Genomic DNA, 316 nt, shown 5'->3' with positions numbered 1-316 from the left:
CCACCGCCAACCTGGCCGTGCTGACCACCGACCAGATCGTTGCGATGAGCTCGAACCAGTTCGGCGCCCTCAGCTCGAACCAGTTCAACGCGCTGTCGACCACCGACATCGCCGCGATTGAAACGGCTGACATCATCGGCCTGAAAACCTCGATCATCGCCACGCTGAAAACCGCGCAACTGGCGGCGTTGACCACCGACCAGCTGTCGAACCTGACCACCGGCCAGATCGCCGCGATCACCACCGCCAACATCCAGGCGCTGACCACGGACCAGGTCGTTGCTCTGACCTCGACCCAGATCGGCGCGCTGAGCTC

Annotated in this window: 1 protein-coding gene; it reads left to right on the top strand. The window is 63.6% G+C overall.

The window, feature by feature from the left end; genetic code table 11:
• The coding region (locus GEV02_RS32630; protein WP_152841921.1) for a hypothetical protein at positions 1 to 316 on the top strand (316 nt) is incomplete at both ends.

The sequence above is a fragment of the Rugamonas aquatica genome, from assembly GCF_009380215.1.
GTDB classification, from domain to species: Bacteria; Pseudomonadota; Gammaproteobacteria; order Burkholderiales; family Burkholderiaceae_D; genus Rugamonas; species Rugamonas aquatica_B.
This window is presented reverse-complemented; position numbering and strand designations above follow the sequence as displayed.